Origin of the sequence: Sphingobacterium sp. N143 (assembly GCF_030325625.1) — a bacterium.
Taxonomy (GTDB): Bacteria; Bacteroidota; Bacteroidia; order Sphingobacteriales; family Sphingobacteriaceae; genus Sphingobacterium.
Genome location: NZ_JACAIS010000001.1, coordinates 363,683 through 381,110, shown reverse-complemented (window position 1 = coordinate 381,110; position 17,428 = coordinate 363,683). Strand labels below are relative to the sequence as shown.

Here is a 17,428-nt window from a genome sequence, read left to right as displayed (position 1 = left end):
TAGGCCGGTTAGCCTGGTCGATCCATCATAAAAAAGCACTGAAGGGGTTCAGTGCTAATCGCGATTGATATGAAAGAATTGAGAAAGTCTTGTTATAAAAGTATTGTAAGGTTTAATAAGCAGCATCTTGTCTTACATGCCAGGCCATGGCCAGCGATACTGCGCAGTGGTCTGATAAATCTTGGCCATCCCGATTTTGGAAAAGTTCTTTTTGGACCTGATAGTTCTTGGCCTCAAACTGCAGCTGCCCACTGTTACGGTAATAAATTTTATCAATCCCTTCACAGTCATCTGTCAATTCCAATGCAGCCCTAGCAATGAAATTAGGTTCGTTTGAAGGTATTTTCCCTTGGTTTTTTAAACTTACCCAAGCATCTACCAAGCCCAAGTCCTTTTGAAAAGAGGCCACATTGTCCAACGCGTGAGCATAATGTGCGTTAAAATCCCCCATAATCAATAGCGCTTTGCCTGCCGAAAATTTTTGGATGTACTGCTTCAGTTGATTTAAATTTTTCTGACGGGCCACTGTTGCCTCCTGATCATCCTGTGCTGTTGCGTGGACATTATATACGTCAATAAACACGGCCTTCGCCAGCTGAATGCGCGCATATGAAAACCCTTTGGGTGTGAGACAATCGGTCCCGTGACAGGCCGTCCAGCTCACCCGTTCAAAATCCACAATTGGGTATTGCGATAAAGTACTCAAACCATCCCCAAAAGGCACACCGCCCATATTCTCCGTCCTGTACCTGTGTCCATTTCTACTGTATAGATATTTATTATAATTAAAATCCTCCTGCACATTTACAATATCAAACTGATTGATCCGTTCTCCGATAGCAGCAATACTGGATGCCCGGGCTGTCACTGCACTGGATATCAGCTCCGGAAGTCCTGCAATATTATAAGTCAATAAATTGAGCTGTCCATGTTGCACATCAGGCATCTCGACATGCACCAAATTGTTCAGTTGACTCCGTTTTGGTTTCAGTTTAAACCCGAGCATCACACCTGCAGCAGCACAGACCGTGAGTATAAGTATTTTCCTGAAGGTTCTTGACTTGAGTCTTTTTTCGAACAATAGATCTAATAGCATGGGTTGAATATTTTGTTCAATCCAAAATTATGATTCCAACATTAGCTCAATTATAACGATCAATTAATTCTGTTTATATAAATTATTTCCAAATTATTAATACCTAATAATTTATAAACAGCCCCGTGATAAAAAATTAACACCTTGATAGCATTGAGGTTACGGAGTTCAACTATTTTTATGGAGCCCCTAATTGAGAATAAAATGAGAAAGATAGCCTTCTTTACAGAAATCCTCGTTGAAGATTTTGACGGTGCATCCCGGACGATGTTCCAGTTAATAAACCGTATTGATCAAGAACGATTCAACTATTTCTTTATTTACGGTGGAGGTCCCGCACAATTTAGAGATTTTCATTCCTACAAAGTTCCGACCTTCAAGATTCCTGTAAACGACGATTATTGCCTGGCAATTCCACAGCTCATTAAAAAGAAACTCGAGCTGGCATTGGACGAGTTTATGCCCGACGTGATCCATATCGCTACCCCTTCACTATTAGGCTTTTTTGCCCTCAACTATGCAAAGCGCAGAAACATCCCTGTGTTAACAATTTACCATACCCATTTTATCTCTTATATAGCTTATTACTTCAAGAATATGTTGCCCTTGGTGAAACCAACAGAGCTCTGGATGAAACGGGCAATGAATAATTTTTATAATAAGTGTGATATTGTCTATGTCCCCACCAGATCTATTTTAAGCGAGTTACAGCAGATCGGCCTGCAGCAGGAAGGTCTAAAGCTATGGCAAAGAGGCATAGACACCAAACTTTTCACCCCACAAAAGAGAGATCTGTCGTATTTGCGCGGACTGACGAACAACGACAGGCCCACGGTTCTGTTTGCAAGCCGGCTTGTATGGGAAAAAAACATTAAAACACTCATAGAAATTTACCAGGCAATACAAATACAGCAATTGGACTACAATTTCATCGTCGTCGGTGAGGGAACTGCCAAAGCTACAGCCATGCAGGAAATGCCGAAGGCCATCTTCCTTGGAAAGAAACCCCATCAAGAACTCGCCCGGTTATATGCCTCGGCGGATGCCTTTATTTTCCCGTCGGTTTCCGAAACCTATGGAAATGTCGTTATTGAAGCCATGGCTTCCGGCCTCCCTTCCATTATTGCCAATGGTGGCGGATCAGCTTCCCTGATCCAACATGGTGTCAATGGGTTTAAATGTCAACCCGATAACGCCGCTGAGTATGTTTATTATTTAAAGCAAGTACTCTCCGACTCAAAGCTAAAAAGAAACCTGGTTACTGCGGGGCTTGCCTATGCTGGCCAGTTGGATTGGACAGCATTAACACAGCAATATTTTGATGATATTGAATTACTGGCCAACAAAACTCCTGACACGGCATTAGCATGGGCAAATTAGCAAATCCACGCAAGCTATTCAAGGTTTCCTTTATAGTCCTGATCCTGGTGTCAGTTGCTATTTTTCTGGCCCACAGTGATCTTTCTGCCTTAAAGAAGGAACTCAACACCATCGGCTACCGTTTTGTTTTTATTCTGCTCACCACCCTTGTTGCCTATTTTTTTGGAACATTAGGCTGGTGGATCTGTTTGGGCGCTTCAAAAAATCGCATCCGCCTGAGGGAACTTTATGCCATACGGCTGATTGGCGAAACGGTAGGCCTCTTTAATCCCACGAGTATCATTGGTGGCGATCTGCTCAAAGCAGACCTTGTATCCCGTTACGGCATTCCCAAAAAAGAAAGTATAAACGCTGTTGCCATCTCCCGTATCACAGCCGTATTATCCCAGTTGACCCTATTTCTGTTGGCCATGTGCTGGTTGATGCTATCCCCCTTGAGATTGGAAATCATGCGCTTTACTGGCCAGGCTATCTATATCCTCTGTGCATGCCTATTGTTATTTATGGCCTTTATATTTTACTGGTTAGTCTCGACCAAGTCTCCCCCTTGCCCCAGCTCCGCCAGTTCCTCATTTTTTGGAAAAGCAAGAATACGCATACAGGTGCTATGCTGGAGTATAAAGGAATTTTACCAACAGCAAAATAAGATCTTTTGGTGCTCATACCTCCTATTTGCCATTCACTGGCTTATCGGTAGCTTAGAATTTTACCTCATCTTAAGGTTCCTGACCATAGATGTCCAGGTTATTCATGGGCTGATCCTTGACATGAGTGTGATTATCTTAAAAAGTGCTGGGGCTTTTATCCCCGGGCAGTTGGGTATCGAAGAGATTTCCAATAAACTGCTGCTAAACATGATCGGAATTACCGGCGGAAGCATCTGGTTAAGTGTGTCCATCCTACGCCGTGGCCGCCAAGTGTTCTGGATTGCCATTGGTTTTATATTTTATTTATGCATCAAAAGAAAGAACATCCATGTCACCGTCTGAAATAGAAGTATTGTTTGTCAGTCACAAGTATCCTCCCGCAATCGGGGGAATGGAAAAACAGAGTTTTGAGCTCATCAATACTGCAGCACTTTATGTAAAGGTACATACCTTGGTGTATGATAACAGCGAACCGATCTGGCGGTTCTTCTGGCAATTAAACCGTCGGATTCTATCCAAAATCAAGGCCCACCCGCAGATCAGGGTGATTCATTTTAACGATGGCCTGATCGCTTCTTTGGCCTCTTTTCATCGGGGCTATGAGCATCTAAAAAGAGTGGTTACCCTCCATGGGCTGGATGTGGTTTTTCCGCACAGTTATTTTCAGCGTAAAATCATACCCCGCTTCAATTGCTTTGACCAAATCATCACTGTCAGTCAAGCTACAGCCAGCGCCGCAGTGCTACGGGGTATTGACCCCGCCATCATCATCACTATACCCAACGGTGTAGATCCCATCCACACGAGCATATCAGACAATACAGGACCTGGTAAAGACACCGCTGATCATATGCCCGTTCCCATCCCTTATTTTATCACCTTAGGGAGACCCGTAAAGCGAAAAGGTTTCTCCTGGTTGATGCAAGAAGTTATCCCAGCACTGCATGGAAATTTTAAATTGCTTATGGTAGGACCTTTTGACCATAAGCCCCAGTGGAAAGAACGGCTGTTAGATCTCTTACCGGCCCAATTATCGCATCTGATCAGCTTATTTCTGGGGCATCCAACGGATCAGAAACAAATGCGTCAATTGTTAAATGCTTACCCTAACAAAATACAGCATTTGGGGAAAGTACCTTTTAATCAGCTTCAGGACCTTCTGGCTCATGCCCAGGCATTTCTAATGCCCAATATCAAAGTATATGGCGATATGGAAGGCTTTGGCCTGGTCTGCCTGGAGGCTTCCATGGCAGGCACCATGGTGGTTGCTGCCGAATTGGAGGGCATAACCAGTGCCATTACCCACAACTGCAATGGTCTCTTACTTCCCAGCCAGGACCCCAAGGCATGGATCAGCCAGCTCCAATCCATGATAGATTTACCCGACCACTACACATTGCTGGCACAAGAATTCAAAAAAAATACAGCCGAACACTTCAGCTGGGATATCATGGCCAGGACCTACTGCCAGACCTTCATCGACTTATGTGCAAGTCGAAAGTGATAATTACGAATAAAGAATTTTATCATAACGATGCTTTAACCCATTATAGAACAGCAGCAGGACAAAGATCACTGCTCCTAACAGCAGCAGCAGACCGAAAAGATGCAAGGTCATCCAAGCAAACAGAAGCAGCAGCAACACCCGAAATATCTCGAGCTGAAAAACCCATTTTTCATGTTCCAGCAAGCCACCAATACAGATGACACTGCACAGGATAAATAGGCCACCGACCATCAACTGACCACTTTGCTGATAATTACCGAAGAGCAAAAAGAAAAATAACAACAGCATGGTCAGCATGGATTGAAAAAAGATATATCGGCTCAGACGTTTTCCATGAACCCGGGATTTGGTTCCGGCAAAAATCTTCTGTTCCAGTTTTTCCCTGATTTCAGGCTGGATGTCATCCGGCCGCCCAAAGATTGTCCGCAGCTTATTTTTTACTCCCTCAGCACGCTTAAAAGATAAGCCTATTTCAAATAAATAATGAAAGTGCTGCCATAAGAAAGTATAACGATGAATAGGTTTGGTGAGACCATAAACACAGGGTTGATCTTTTTGCTCTGAAATAAATGTTCCAAACAATTTATCCCAGATGATTAAAATGTCGCCATAGTTTTTGTCCAGGTAAATGTCATTACTACTGTGGTGCACCCGGTGATGTGATGGGGTAACAAATACTTTTTCAAGAACCCCCAGGTTACCCACAGTCTGCGTATGGGAGAAAAATGGATAGACACCATGGATCAGTAAAATAGCTGTCATCATAAAAGGTGGGAAGCCCAAAAGAGGGATAAAGGCCCAAAAAAGTGAACGGAATACAGCTTGAAATATCGTGATCCGTGCCGCCACAGTAAAATTATAATCTTCACTCTGATGGTGAACCACATGAGCCGCCCAGAGCAGGTTTACTTCATGACTATAACGATGGTACCAATACCACAGAAAATCGGTAAATAAAAAAAGAAGCAGCCAAGTCCATAGATTGGCCTGGATATCAAAAATTGCAAAGTGCTGATACACCCAAACAAAAAAGAAGTAAAATAAACTCACGGAAAACATGTCACACATACGTTCGACTATACCAACATTGAGATTGGCAACGGATTCATCAAACGTATAATAGTGCTTCTGTTGCTTCAGACTGTACCCATACTCCAATACCATCAACAGCAAAAACAAGGGGATTATAAACGCTAAAAAATTAAGTTTTTCCGTATGCATGTCCTGTTACTTTGAGATCAGAAACTTATTTAAACCTCTTGACAACCAATAGAACCTGATGTGGTTTCACGGGTTAGTCATAAATTTTAAAATCTTTTATTAAGTAACAATCAATTTTAAATCGGGTTTTCTTTTATCACATTTGGAGCACAAAAAAGCCCTCAAAAAACATCCGTTTTTTGAGGGCCGAGGATAGTTATATTTTGTCATTTCTAATGGACACTGGACATATCAACCTGTGTTTTCCCTTGTTTGATCATCAATACAAAGGGCACACAAAGGAGAAATACGACTCCAAGATATAAAAACACATCCATATAGGACAAAACTGTAGCTTGCTTCATGACACTCATGTCCAATAATTGATGTGCTTTGGCCATTGCTTCATTAGGTGCAAAACCTTTTGACTGGAAACTCATCTGCAGCTGTTGCAGCCTTTGTTGCACATCAAACTTACTGGGGTCCAAATTGGCAACCAGATCCACACGGTGTTTTTGAGAGTCACGGGCAATAAAGGTCGTAATTAAGGCAATACCAAACGAGCCCCCCAGCTGACGCATCATCCCTGTAAACGCCGCGCCCTCCCCAATGGACTTCCCATGCAAGGTAGACAACGATAGCGTCATGACAGGAACAAACAGCAGCCCCAAGCCCACACCACGGATGATCAATGGCCAAAACATATGCTCAGACCCCGTATCATTGGTCATCAAGCTGTACATCCAGAAACAAAAGCCAAAGAAAATGCTCAAGCCTACTGCAACCATATATTTTTGAGGAACTCCATTCTGAATCATCTTACCGATAAAAGGCATCATGATCCCCGTCATGATCGAACTAGGCAGTAGCAGGAGTCCGGCATCAGTCGCCGTCCAGCCAAGGATGGATTGCGTGTAGATGGGGATAATAAAGGTTGATCCAAACAGGCCAAAACCGAGTATAAAACTCATCACGACACCGACCTGCAGATTCTTATCCTTCAATACCCGAAGGTTAACGATAGGTTTATCGTAAACCAGTTCCCGCCAAATGAAGAATAGCAAACCGAAGACCGATAAGATCGATAAGCCCAGGATCAGTGGATCGTCAAACCAGTCATCCTGCTGGCCATGTTCCAAAACGAATTGGAGCGAACCGATGAACATGATCAAAAATATCATGCCAAACCAATCCACCTCTCTTGCGGATTGTTTTTGACTATATTTCGGGCTGCGCACAAAGGACAATGTCAGCAATGTCGCGATGATTCCCAGGGGTACATTAATATAGAAAATATAGGGCCAGGAGAAATTATCGATGATATACCCCCCCAATGGTGGACCCAAGGTAGGTCCTATAATAACCCCCATTCCATAGATGGCCTGCGCCATACTGCGTTTTTCCTTGGGATAGCTTTCGGTAATAATGGTCTGGGCAGTTACCAAAAGGGCTCCCCCACCCATTCCCTGTATAAAGCGGAATGCCACAAGCTCCCAGATATTGGTCGCGTTGCCACATAAAAATGAAGATACCGTAAATATGATAATAGACGCAGCAAAGTAGTTTCTCCGTCCGAACTGCTGGGACAGCCAGCTGGTCATCGGAATCACGATAACATTGGCGATGGCATAAGCCGTAATAACCCAGGCTACATCCGTCAATGTTGCTCCTAATGAACCCTTCATATCATTGAGCGCGACATTCACGATCGTTGTATCCACGATTTCAAGCAGCGCACAGAGCACTGCTGTAATGGTGATCACAACACGTCGAAAACCATATTCAACCAGACTATCTTGTTGATTTAAATTTTCCATAGTTATTGAACATGCACATCTACATCAGCATTCATGCCCGGTCTGAGCAATGCTATGTTTTCAGCTTTATTGTCTTTTGTCAGTTTGATTTTCACGGGCAGGCGTTGTACCGTCTTCACAAAGTTACCCGTAGCATTATCCGGAGGTAATAAAGAAAAGCGCGCCCCAGTCGCTGGAGAAAATGAATTTACCTCGCCTTCAAATTCAATAGTTGGATAAGCATCCACTTTGATACCTACTTTTTGCCCCGGTTTCATTTTCTGTAACTGGGTTTCTTTAAAGTTGGCAACAACCCAGGTTTCAATATTGTCCACGATGTAAAACAAAGATTGACCTGGATTGATCATCTGTCCGGGTTGTACCTTAATATTTGACACCTGCCCATCAACAGAAGCCAGGACGGCTGTATAGGACAAGTTCAGTTTAGCCGCTTCCAATTGCGCCTTGGCTCTTTTTATATTAGCCTCAGCTACTGATGTTTGCTTAGATGCCACTGTAGTCTTACTTACGATAGCATTGCGTTGCGAAGCACTCGCATTACGCTGTTGTTGCAAGATCTCAACCTGCTTATCAGCCTCCAGCTTGGCCGTCAGTGCCTGTTCATACTGTTGTTTTGTGATGGACTGGTTGTTGTACAAATTTTGGTAACGGATATAATCGTTATTCGCCTGCTTTGCGCGGATACGTGCTGCTTCTATACTTCCCAAGTTTGACTGAATGGTTGCATCTGAGATCGCCACATTGGCAGAAGAGGCATAGACGTCCGCCTTAGACACATCAAGGCTGCTCTGCGCTGCCGCTAAAGCAGCTTCAGCTTCGTCCACACGAACCTGGTAATCCTGGCTTTCAATGGTAAATAATGTATCGCCCTTCTTCACCAAATCGTTGTCCTTGACATATACTTTAGCAATGAATCCGCCCACGCGCGGGATAATGGGACTCATATTTTTTTCGACCTGCGCGTCATCAGTCGTTTCATGAGACTGGCTGTGGATATATTTATACCCCCCATAAGCCCCACCAAAGATGACCAAAGCAGCCAATATTATAGTAAATTTTTTATTTGTGCCCTTTTTTTCAGGTGCGTTTTCTGTTGTATTTTCCATGTCTAGATTAATTGCTATTTAATGTTTAACGACCCGTTTGCCAAAAGAAGGTCATAATATTTCTCAATTGTATTTGCTTTACTTATAGCAAGGTTTATTTTACTCTGAAGCTGTTGTACATCCGCAGTCAGCAAGTCATCCGTATCAGCAATGCCATTGTCATATTTATCCTTTGTAATACGATAATTTTCAACGGCCTGGTCTACAGCCTGATGATAGACCAGGTCCTGCTTTTGCGCCAATAGATAGTTCTCGTTTGCCTGCTGTAACTCTACCTTGACCTTATCATTCAGTAATTCCAGATTTTCATCAATCTCCTTGATGCGATTTTTCGCGATATGCACTTCTCTTTTATTTTTGTACAGCGAACCGATATCATAGGATACACCGACTCCCACTGATGCTGCATTCGTTACGGTCACCACCTTTTGAAGGCCAAAAGCATTGTAGCCGGCAGAAGCAAAGACCGTAGGCAAAGTAGCAGCTTTTGTGACTTTTAATTGATCCTCAGCAACCAAGCGCTGCGATTCCAATGATTTCACATCCGACCTATCTGTTTTCGCAGTTTCATAAGAAGCCTTCAGCCCCAAATCTATCCCAGCAACTTCATTCAGGTTGATCTGATCCAGCTGGGTATTTTCGTCAATCTTCAGAAAATTGGCCAACTGATAATTTAATACTTTGATGTTTTTTTGCGCTTCCTGTAGTGATACCTGATAATTGGACAGCTGCAATTCAGCTTTCAGCAGATCATTTCTAGCAATCAGACCATTATCCAGCATGGCTTTAAAATCCGACACCCGTTGTTCAGACTGCTTGATATTTTCAGCAATTAACAAATTGGTCTGCTGCGCCTTATACAGACTTAGATAAAGGCCTATAGCACGTGATGCCAATTGTTCTTTACTGGCCACAGCCTTCCATTCTTCGGCCTTTAGCACATCCTTTGCGATATTAATTCCACCCTTGATCTTCCCTCCAGTATAGATCGGCATACTCACTGAAGCCTGCCCCAGCCACAGTTGATTCGCCGCAATGTCAGGTGCTGATCCGCCTTCACCCAGGGCCATTTTTAAATTCACATTTGGCGTAGTCATCGCCATATATTGTCCACTCAATTTTGCATCGGGAAGCTGTTTGGATTTGGCACTTTCAATTTCGAGCTGCCTACCCAATACCCTTGTATCAGCAGATTTAGCTTCTATGCTTTGATTTGCGGCCATGTGAATTATCTCTTCCAAAGTCAGATGCCTGTCGTCTTGCGCCAACAGCCCCAAAGGACTCAAAAGCAATAAAACACCCAAATGGGCCAACTTATTTTTCATATGTCAATAAAGCTTTAATTGTTTTCTGTATAAATTCTGTTAAAGTTGTTTCGATATAATTCGCATATTCCGCATCACTTCCAATCTGCAGCTGCTCCTGCAAAAAGCTGTAGTTCATCTGAAAATTCATGAAAGTCCCCATCATCATGGAATGGATCAAAATCGGTTCATGACCAGCATTGAAGACCCCCTGTGCGACACCTTCATTGATGACAGACGATATGACTTCAAGATTATGCAACTTGAGCTTCCTAAATGCTTCGGAGATCAGCATACGTTGTTTTAAGGAACTCTCAATGGTGATGATATGATATAACTTACGGTGTGAATTCATGGATTTTATGGACCGGTCGACCATGGCATCAATCTTTTCCAATGCATTGTCAATCAGCGCCAGCTCATCCACATTGATCATAAAATCTGGGACACGCCACTCAAAAAAAGTGTCCAGCAACTTGTCTTTGGATCCAAAATAATAATTGATCATCGCCACATTGACATTCGCCTCATTGGCGATATCACGAACGGACGTTCCATCAAATCCTTTCGTTGCAAAAAGCCGTTCAGCAGCAAGAAGGATGTCAATCTGTTTCTCGTTAAACTCCATTTAAACCCTGTTTTACCCGTAGTTACACCTTAAAAGACACGAGCTAAAAAATCAACTCTTGTCAGATGCGCGACAAAGTTAAACAAACGTTTAATTTAAACAAACGTTTAATATAAATTTAATGTAAAAAAATAAAGCCAGAATGCTTCATCAAAACGGATTAGCAATTTTAACAAAATGACTACAACAAGATAAAATACAAAAAAGACCATTTAAACGGTTTTTAAATGGTCTTTCCTCCTATCCAACTTGCCAACACATCCATCCAAACACAATGGACGAGAAATCAGGCTAAAGGTGACTACAAAACTTTTTTTTATTTTTTTCCGGTTGATGTAAAATAAACAGCATTCGATTGAAAACTTAAGTCGGATTGGTGTCCGGTCCTCAAACGTTGGCAACTAGCTAAAACTTATGGATTTAATATCTTATAGATCATTTCTTTCAGAATCTCTTCACTATGAAAATTGCTTGGCACATTCACTCCTTTTGATTTTAGGTCGGTCTCTTTCAGCACATTCAGCACATCAAAAGTCTTACGGCGGTTATAATTTCGTGCAGCCAGTTCATATTCCTTCAGGAAAAATGGATGTACCCCCAGTTCTTTTGCCGCGGCAGACTTATCGATCAAATAGTGGTATTTTAATATTTTGGTAAAATAAGTAGCCACCTGTCCAATCACCATGACCAGTGGGTTATTCTTTGGGTTGGCCACAAAATAATCCACAATCTGGTATGCTTTTAGGACATTACGTTTGGCGAGGGCAGTATTCAGCTCAAAGACGTTATAATCTTTGGAAATACCAATGTTCCGTTCCACATCATCCCCATTGATTTCCTGATTTTTAGGTACATTGAGCATCAGTTTATCCAGTTCATTGGATACCTTTGCCAGATCATTTCCAAGATAATCCGCAATCAATACCGTTGCCTGAGGGTGAATCTGCCATCCAGCATCTTTGATATAAGCTGCGATCCAGGGCGCTACCTTGTCGTCATACAGTTTCGCAGCATCAATGACGAGTCCTGCTTTTTCAAATACCTTGTATATTTTTTTACGTTTGTCGAACTTTCCATGCTTATAACAAAACACCAAAATTGTGGTCGGTGTCAAATGCTCAAGATACTTCATCAGAAGCTCCTCGGTATCCGATTTCCACTTTAGATCCTGAGCTTCCTTCACCATGATAACCTGATAATCACTCATCATGGGATAACGCTTGGCCGCATTGACAATGGTGGACATATCAATATCTTTCCCATAAAAAATGGATTGATCAAAACCTTTCTGTGCCTCGTTCAATACCGTTGATTCTAAGGCATCGGCGATGGTATCAATAAAATAACTTTCCTCCCCTTGCAGCAGATACACTGGTTTAAAAGATCTGTTTTTGATATCGGATAAGATCGGATTTATATTCATATGTAAATAATGATTAATACATGCTGATTTTCATTCACTATTTTTTTGACCTCCATGCTTCCTTCAGCTGTTTTAATGGCACGCATCTACATGTTGGTCCGAGGTATTTGTATTTCCAAACCTGGTATTTTATCAAAAGCGAAATTACGATTTTAATGGCAAATCAATACCTGCAGTCCATCAAAGTTGTAATTTTAAATTTGCGCAATAGCCTATCTTATTGTAATCAATTGGTTTTTAGCGGCCAACATTCATCTATAAAAATACCCTAGGACAGTTTTTGAGATTCGCGCTTTCTGCTAAAATTTTAGTATATTTGTGTATGTTTTCACCGACTCCATTGAACTTACCACCCTTTCAGGCTAAAATATCCAAGAGAAATAACGCTATTTATATATTTGATGAGCTGAGACGGAAGGAATTGATATTGACACCGGAGGAATGGGTGAGACAACACTGGATCAACTACTTGTCACTCATGAAGAATTATCCCAAGTCGCTGATGAACATTGAAGGTGGTTTAAAGTTGAATGATCTTCAGAAACGCAGCGATTTATTGATTTATAACAATCAGGGGATCAAGGTTGTCCTGGCGGAATTCAAAGCGCCCCATGTCAAGATTACCCAGAAAGTATTCGAACAGATTGCCAATTACAATTCGGTGCATCGTATTCCCTACTTACTGGTGAGCAATGGAATAAATCACTACTATTGCAAAGTGGATTTTGAACGCGAGTCATACGAGTTTCTGGAGGAACTTCCCAGTTATGAAGAAATAAGCTAAGCGATTCGGCTTGAAATAAATACAGCCCAGTTTGCCGTTAAAAATGGTTTTGACCGCTGTAAAAAGCTATATCAAAAAAATGTAAAGCGGATGTAAAACATCTTTTCACTTTATCTGATTTTTAAAATATAGTTTTATATTAGTCCTACAAAATAGAAAAAATAAAAAGATGAATATAGATAAAAACGAATTCAGAAAATATGCCGTAAAGCATCACCGTATTGGAAGTCAACATGTTGACAGCTTCATTGCGCGTACGGAAACTAGTATCCCTACCAATCTTACACCTTACATCGTTGAAGAGCGCCAGTTGAATGTTGCGCAGATGGATGTATTCTCCCGTTTGATGATGGATCGCATTATATTTTTGGGCAGTGGCATCGACGATCAAGTGGCCAATATTATTCAGGCACAATTGTTGTTTTTACAATCCACTGATGCACAGCGTGACATCCAGATTTACATCAATTCCCCTGGCGGCAGTGTATATGCAGGTTTGGGAATCTATGATACCATGCAATATATTACGCCGGATGTGGCAACGATCTGTACAGGAATTGCGGCATCTATGGGTGCTGTTCTTCTGGTCGCAGGAGCAAAGGGTAAACGTGCAGCTTTGCGTCATTCACGTGTGATGATTCACCAGCCTTCTGGAGGTGCTCAGGGAGTTGCCGCCGATATGGAAATCAACTTACGTGAAATGATGAAATTAAAGGAAGAATTATATACCATTATTTCAGAACACTCTGGACAAACTTACGAGTGGGTAGAAAAATCTTCAGATCGTGATTACTGGATGCGGGCCAATGAGGCTAAGGATTTTGGTATGATTGACGAGATTTTACTGCCAAAGAAGGAGATTATTAAATAAAGATGGCTAAGAATAACGATAGAGACATTCATTGCTCATTTTGTGGGATAAGCAAAAATGAAGCCCAGATGCTCATTGCCGGAAATGGAGCACATATCTGTGATCGGTGTATCCAACAGGCAGGAGAAATCTTGGCAGAAGAACTGAAACAGCGCAAAAGCAAAACCTTGCAGACTGCTTTAAAGTTGATACGTCCCCAAGAGATCAAAACGCACTTGGACCAATATGTAATCGGTCAGGATGATGCAAAGAAAGTCATTTCAGTAGCAGTTTATAATCATTATAAACGCTTAAATCAGAAGGTGGATAAAGATGAGATCGAGATCGAGAAATCGAATTTGATTATTGTCGGCGAAACAGGTACCGGTAAGACATTATTGGCAAAGACTGTTGCCAAGATATTGAATGTTCCATTCTGTATTGTCGATGCAACCGTACTGACTGAAGCAGGTTATGTCGGCGAAGATGTTGAAAGCATTTTGACCCGTCTGCTCCAGGCTGCTGACTATGATGTCGCCGCTGCCGAAAGAGGTATTATCTATATTGATGAGATTGATAAAATTGCACGCAAGAGCGATAATCCATCCATCACAAGGGATGTTTCGGGTGAAGGTGTACAACAGGCATTGCTCAAGATCTTGGAAGGAACAGTTGTCAATGTCCCACCTCAAGGGGGACGTAAGCATCCCGATCAGAAAATGATCGCTGTCAACACCAGCAACATTCTATTTATCTGTGGTGGTGCATTCGACGGCATCCAAAAGAAAATTGCCAACCGCCTGCGCACGCAAACTGTGGGTTATAAGATGAATGAAGACGAGGAAGAGATTGACTTAAACAACCTCTACAAGTATATCACCCCGCAAGATCTGAAAAACTTTGGATTGATACCCGAGCTGATCGGTCGTCTGCCAGTGCTGACTTACCTGAATCCTCTTGATAAAGGAACCTTGTTGAGCATTCTCACCGAACCGAAAAACGCTTTGGTAAAACAGTATAAAAAGCTGTTTGAATACGAAGGTATCGACCTCAAATTCGATCCTGAAGTGTATACATTTATTGTTGATAAGGCTGACGAATTTAAACTTGGAGCCCGGGGATTGCGCAGTATCTGCGAAGCTATCATGCTGGATGCCATGTTTGAAATTCCGTCAACCAAAGAACAGACGGGGCAGAAAGCACTGGAAATCACGCTGGATTATGCGAAGAAAAAATTCGAGAAGTCCGATTTGAAAAAGCTTAAAGTCGCTTAAAAAAAATCCCGTTCGCTGAACGGGATTTTTTTTTATCTGGCCATCATCCCCAGTTTATCCATCGAAAAAAGGATAAAAAATCTTATATTACATCAATAGCATACGCCATAACAGCATATTGACCGAAGAAAGATCAGAGATTACAGAAATTAAATATATGACTATGACAACAAAGAAGAATACAAAGAATACCGTAAATAGTCCGATAACACCTGGTTTAAAAACCAAAGAAGAAATCGTAAACAATTGGTTGCCACGTTATACTGGAAGGCCCCTGGATGAATTTGGGGAATATATTATCTTAACCAATTTTTCAAAATATATCCACTTATTTTCCGAAATGCATGACAATGCCCCTATTTATGGGGAAGATAAGCCCATGCAGTCGGTGACAGCAGGAGGAATCACCATCATCAACTTTGGTATGGGGAGTCCGATGGCAGCAACAATTATGGATCTTCTATCCGCCATTGCACCTAAGGCAGTTCTGTTTCTGGGGAAAACTGGGGGGATCAAGAAAAAAATTCCCGTCGGTGAATTGATTCTTCCGATAGCGGCCATTCGTGGCGAGGGTACATCCAATGACTACTTCCCGCCTGAAGTTCCTTCATTACCTGCCTTTGCCATGCAGAAAGCAATATCCACCACGATCAGGGATCATCAGCGGGATTATTGGACCGGCACGGTATACACGACCAACAGAAGGGTCTGGGAACATGACAAGAGTTTTAAAAAATACTTAAAGTCCATCCGGGCCATGTGCGTCGATATGGAAACAGCGACCATATTCAGTGTCGGGTTTGCCAACAAAATTCCCACCGGGGCACTATTGCTGGTTTCTGATCAGCCCATGGTTCCTGAAGGAGTCAAAACCTCCGTCAGTGATGTCACCGTGACGGCCAAATATGTGGAGGCTCATATCAGTATAGGTATTGATGCACTAAAACAGCTCATCAATAATGGTTTGACCGTCAAGCACCTTAAATTTTAAGGGCTTTAACAAAAAAACATCCTATTTTTCTTCCTTTAAAGAAAATAGGATGTTAACGCCATAATATCATTAAAAACCAACGCCTTAAAACTAATAAACATTATATTTGATTAATAATTCAACATCTATTAACTAAAAATTGAGATGTTAACAAATGTTAATCAACACAATAATTAAACTATTTGGCGTTTATATTGTAATATTCATATTACATAAAGCACATATATCTTAAATTTAATCAAATATTGTGAAGAAAAAAACGTTATCTATTTTCAAAGTATCCCTATTGATTTGTTCAGCCCTAGCCACACAGGTAAGTTGTTCTTCAAGCTCCTCAAAAGAAAATAACACCGAAAAACCCATAGCATTACCCGTCTACACGGTCGTTAAATCCAATGCTACTACCATTAAAGATTATTTAGGCACCATTGAGGGCAAAGTGAATGTGGAAGTTCGTCCGCAGGTGGAAGGTCTTTTGCAGGAAATTTATGTCGATGAGGGTTCATTTGTACAAAAAGGGCAAAAATTATTCAAGGTAGATCCTTCCACCTATCAGGAGAATCTAAACAACATGGTGGCGACCGAACAGGTTGCCAGGGCCAAGCTTAAAAATGCACAACTGGAAGTTGATCGATTAAAACCCTTGGTTCAAAATGATGTCATTTCAGACGTGAAATTAGCATCGGCCAAATCGGACTATCAAGTCGCCAAAGCTACGCTTGATCAAGCCATTGCCGCTGTCCGCTCGGCCCAGATCAGCAAAGACTTTACCGTTATCACCGCACCAGTCAGCGGATACATTGGACGTATTCCCAAACGTATCGGAAACTTGGTATCAAAAGGAGATAAAGAGCCCCTCACCTATCTCTCCGATATTCAGGAGGTCTACGTTTACTTCTCCATGAATGAATCTGACTTTCTATATTTCTCCAAAGCCCAGGCCAAAAAAGACAGTATAGAAGGAAAAAAATACGATCAGAACCAAAAATTGGTTTTCCCTGAAGTGACGCTTGTACTGGCCGACGGCGAAGAATATGCTAAAAAAGGAGTTGTTGATGCCGTTAATGGTCAGATCAACCGGACTACAGGTGCGATTTCATTGCGGGCAACTTTCCAGAACAACGATAATATCTTGCGTTCGGGAAGTAGCGGTACACTCAAAATTGCGGAAGTTAAGAAAGACGTGCTACAAATACCACAGATTGCCATCAATGAATTGCAGGACAAAACTTTTGTTTATATATTGGATCAGAACAACAAGGTACAACGTCGAAACATCCAGATTTCGGGCAAAAGCAAAGGCAATTATATCGTTAATTCGGGCCTTAAAGAAAATGACCGTGTCATAACCAGTGGTTTTGACAAACTAACCGACGGTTCAGTGGTAACACCGATCTTACAGAAATAATTATCTCACATTT

The 17,428-nt window shown here is 41.8% G+C and carries 15 protein-coding genes; 8 read left to right on the top strand and 7 right to left on the bottom strand.

Features of this window, described 5'->3' with window-relative positions; genetic code table 11:
• Window positions 1-112 precede the first annotated feature (112 nt).
• Window positions 113-1,096, bottom strand: coding sequence for an endonuclease/exonuclease/phosphatase family protein (locus HX021_RS01615; protein ID WP_286587817.1), 984 nt, complete (start codon window positions 1,094-1,096; stop codon window positions 113-115).
• 204 nt (window positions 1,097-1,300) lie between these two features.
• On the opposite strand from HX021_RS01615, the gene HX021_RS01610 reads away from it, so the two are divergent.
• From HX021_RS01610 to HX021_RS01600, 3 genes are read left to right on the top strand one after another with little or no spacing between them, the layout of a single operon-like run.
• A complete protein-coding gene (locus HX021_RS01610; RefSeq protein WP_286587815.1) occupies window positions 1,301-2,476 on the top strand; it encodes a glycosyltransferase family 4 protein in 1,176 nt (391 codons plus the stop codon).
• A complete protein-coding gene (locus HX021_RS01605; protein WP_286587813.1) occupies window positions 2,464-3,465 on the top strand; it encodes a lysylphosphatidylglycerol synthase transmembrane domain-containing protein in 1,002 nt (333 codons plus the stop codon). The genes HX021_RS01610 and HX021_RS01605 overlap by 13 nt, the downstream gene beginning before the upstream one ends.
• Window positions 3,452-4,627 (top strand): glycosyltransferase family 4 protein, encoded by a 1,176-nt coding sequence (locus tag HX021_RS01600; RefSeq protein WP_286587812.1) that lies wholly within the window; start codon window positions 3,452-3,454, stop codon window positions 4,625-4,627. Before HX021_RS01605 ends, HX021_RS01600 begins: the two co-directional genes overlap by 14 nt.
• A 3-nt stretch (window positions 4,628-4,630) precedes the next feature.
• Here HX021_RS01600 and HX021_RS01595 read toward each other — a convergent pair whose 3' ends face one another.
• The 6 genes from HX021_RS01595 to holA all read right to left on the bottom strand — a co-directional run bounded on the left by HX021_RS01595 (window position 4,631) and on the right by holA (window position 12,108).
• Window positions 4,631-5,851 carry a sterol desaturase family protein gene (locus HX021_RS01595; protein ID WP_286587810.1) on the bottom strand — a complete coding sequence of 407 codons (1,221 nt, stop codon included), beginning with the start codon at window positions 5,849-5,851 and terminating at the stop codon, window positions 4,631-4,633.
• A 212-nt stretch (window positions 5,852-6,063) separates the two neighbouring features.
• Window positions 6,064-7,647 carry an MDR family MFS transporter gene (locus HX021_RS01590; RefSeq protein WP_286587808.1) on the bottom strand — a complete coding sequence of 528 codons (1,584 nt, stop codon included), beginning with the start codon at window positions 7,645-7,647 and terminating at the stop codon, window positions 6,064-6,066.
• A 2-nt stretch (window positions 7,648-7,649) separates the two neighbouring features.
• Entirely contained in the window at window positions 7,650-8,753 is a 1,104-nt protein-coding gene (locus tag HX021_RS01585) for an HlyD family secretion protein (protein ID WP_286587806.1), read from the bottom strand.
• A gap of 14 nt (window positions 8,754-8,767) precedes the next feature.
• Window positions 8,768-10,078 (bottom strand): TolC family protein, encoded by a 1,311-nt coding sequence (locus HX021_RS01580; protein ID WP_286587804.1) that lies wholly within the window; start codon window positions 10,076-10,078, stop codon window positions 8,768-8,770.
• On the bottom strand, window positions 10,068-10,685 hold the full coding sequence (locus tag HX021_RS01575; protein ID WP_286587803.1) for a TetR/AcrR family transcriptional regulator: 618 nt from the start codon (window positions 10,683-10,685) through the stop codon (window positions 10,068-10,070). Before HX021_RS01575 ends, HX021_RS01580 begins: the two co-directional genes overlap by 11 nt.
• Before the next feature lie 412 nt (window positions 10,686-11,097).
• Entirely contained in the window at window positions 11,098-12,108 is a 1,011-nt protein-coding gene (gene holA, locus HX021_RS01570) for a DNA polymerase III subunit delta (protein ID WP_286587802.1), read from the bottom strand.
• A 322-nt stretch (window positions 12,109-12,430) separates the two neighbouring features.
• Here holA and HX021_RS01565 point away from each other — a divergent pair, with 322 nt between their 5' ends.
• The 5 genes from HX021_RS01565 (at window position 12,431) to HX021_RS01545 (ending at window position 17,415) form a co-directional block, all read left to right on the top strand.
• A complete protein-coding gene (locus tag HX021_RS01565) occupies window positions 12,431-12,892 on the top strand; it encodes a type I restriction enzyme HsdR N-terminal domain-containing protein (protein WP_286587800.1) in 462 nt (153 codons plus the stop codon).
• Between the two features lie 169 nt (window positions 12,893-13,061).
• Window positions 13,062-13,763: an ATP-dependent Clp endopeptidase proteolytic subunit ClpP gene (clpP, locus tag HX021_RS01560; RefSeq protein ID WP_286587798.1), complete on the top strand. Its 702-nt coding sequence runs from the start codon at window positions 13,062-13,064 to the stop codon at window positions 13,761-13,763.
• Between the two features lie 2 nt (window positions 13,764-13,765).
• Complete coding sequence (clpX, locus tag HX021_RS01555) at window positions 13,766-15,016, top strand: ATP-dependent Clp protease ATP-binding subunit ClpX (protein ID WP_286587797.1); 1,251 nt, start codon at window positions 13,766-13,768, stop codon at window positions 15,014-15,016.
• A gap of 157 nt (window positions 15,017-15,173) precedes the next feature.
• The gene (locus tag HX021_RS01550) at window positions 15,174-16,007 is read left to right on the top strand and encodes an AMP nucleosidase (protein ID WP_286587793.1); all 834 of its coding nucleotides are present in this window, start codon (window positions 15,174-15,176) and stop codon (window positions 16,005-16,007) included.
• A gap of 247 nt (window positions 16,008-16,254) precedes the next feature.
• Window positions 16,255-17,415, top strand: coding sequence for an efflux RND transporter periplasmic adaptor subunit (locus HX021_RS01545; protein WP_286587791.1), 1,161 nt, complete (start codon window positions 16,255-16,257; stop codon window positions 17,413-17,415).
• Window positions 17,416-17,428: the final 13 nt, after the last annotated feature.

What these genes read in the sequence shown, in the direction of transcription:
- HX021_RS01605 (WP_286587813.1), top strand. Translation starts at nt 2,464, where the DNA reads ATGGGCAAATTAGCAAATCCACGCAAGCTATTCAAGGTTTCCTTTATA.
- HX021_RS01575 (WP_286587803.1), bottom strand. Translation starts at nt 10,685, where the DNA reads ATGGAGTTTAACGAGAAACAGATTGACATCCTTCTTGCTGCTGAACGG.
- HX021_RS01615 (WP_286587817.1), bottom strand. Translation starts at nt 1,096, where the DNA reads ATGCTATTAGATCTATTGTTCGAAAAAAGACTCAAGTCAAGAACCTTC.
- HX021_RS01565 (WP_286587800.1), top strand. Translation starts at nt 12,431, where the DNA reads ATGTTTTCACCGACTCCATTGAACTTACCACCCTTTCAGGCTAAAATA.
- HX021_RS01610 (WP_286587815.1), top strand. Translation starts at nt 1,301, where the DNA reads ATGAGAAAGATAGCCTTCTTTACAGAAATCCTCGTTGAAGATTTTGAC.
- clpP (WP_286587798.1), top strand. Translation starts at nt 13,062, where the DNA reads ATGAATATAGATAAAAACGAATTCAGAAAATATGCCGTAAAGCATCAC.
- HX021_RS01595 (WP_286587810.1), bottom strand. Translation starts at nt 5,851, where the DNA reads ATGCATACGGAAAAACTTAATTTTTTAGCGTTTATAATCCCCTTGTTT.
- HX021_RS01550 (WP_286587793.1), top strand. Translation starts at nt 15,174, where the DNA reads ATGACTATGACAACAAAGAAGAATACAAAGAATACCGTAAATAGTCCG.
- HX021_RS01580 (WP_286587804.1), bottom strand. Translation starts at nt 10,078, where the DNA reads ATGAAAAATAAGTTGGCCCATTTGGGTGTTTTATTGCTTTTGAGTCCT.
- HX021_RS01585 (WP_286587806.1), bottom strand. Translation starts at nt 8,753, where the DNA reads ATGGAAAATACAACAGAAAACGCACCTGAAAAAAAGGGCACAAATAAA.
- HX021_RS01600 (WP_286587812.1), top strand. Translation starts at nt 3,452, where the DNA reads ATGTCACCGTCTGAAATAGAAGTATTGTTTGTCAGTCACAAGTATCCT.
- holA (WP_286587802.1), bottom strand. Translation starts at nt 12,108, where the DNA reads ATGAATATAAATCCGATCTTATCCGATATCAAAAACAGATCTTTTAAA.
- HX021_RS01590 (WP_286587808.1), bottom strand. Translation starts at nt 7,647, where the DNA reads ATGGAAAATTTAAATCAACAAGATAGTCTGGTTGAATATGGTTTTCGA.
- clpX (WP_286587797.1), top strand. Translation starts at nt 13,766, where the DNA reads ATGGCTAAGAATAACGATAGAGACATTCATTGCTCATTTTGTGGGATA.